At 31.9% G+C, this 376-nt stretch carries 1 protein-coding gene; it reads left to right on the plus strand.

Annotation, left to right across the window (positions count from 1 at the left end; translation table 11 throughout):
• Positions 1-194: 194 nt before the first annotated feature.
• On the plus strand, positions 195-376 hold a 182-nt coding region (locus tag GNY06_RS13485), incomplete at its 3' end, for a hypothetical protein (protein ID WP_212995052.1).

A 376-nucleotide genomic window follows, 5' to 3' on the forward strand; every position in this document is an offset into this window, starting at 1 on the left:
ATTTAAATAGGATATATTTGTAATTTAAATAACAATCTTTAAAAATAAAGAGTTTAATAAGCTAAGCTGTTACCCGAAGAACCAAAAAGTAATTATCGTGGGGTATGATAACCATCACATGTAACTGCCCGGTAAAATTATTGAAATATGCCTTTTGCCTAATATAGATTTCAAAATACTATATCAAGCTAAATTTGGGGGCACTTTATATGTGGATTTTGGAGAAGAGCGCTCCAGAGTTGACCTGCGTGAATAAGAAGCTAGATATATTATTGTGGAAGCTATATAAAATGGAAAATAAAGTAAAATCACCCAGAATACTACTGGTGGGTAATCCCAACGTAGTAAAATCGACTCTTTTTAATCAGTTGTGCAA

The sequence above is a fragment of the Elizabethkingia argenteiflava genome, from assembly GCF_009904105.1.
Taxonomy (GTDB): Bacteria; Bacteroidota; Bacteroidia; order Flavobacteriales; family Weeksellaceae; genus Elizabethkingia; species Elizabethkingia argenteiflava.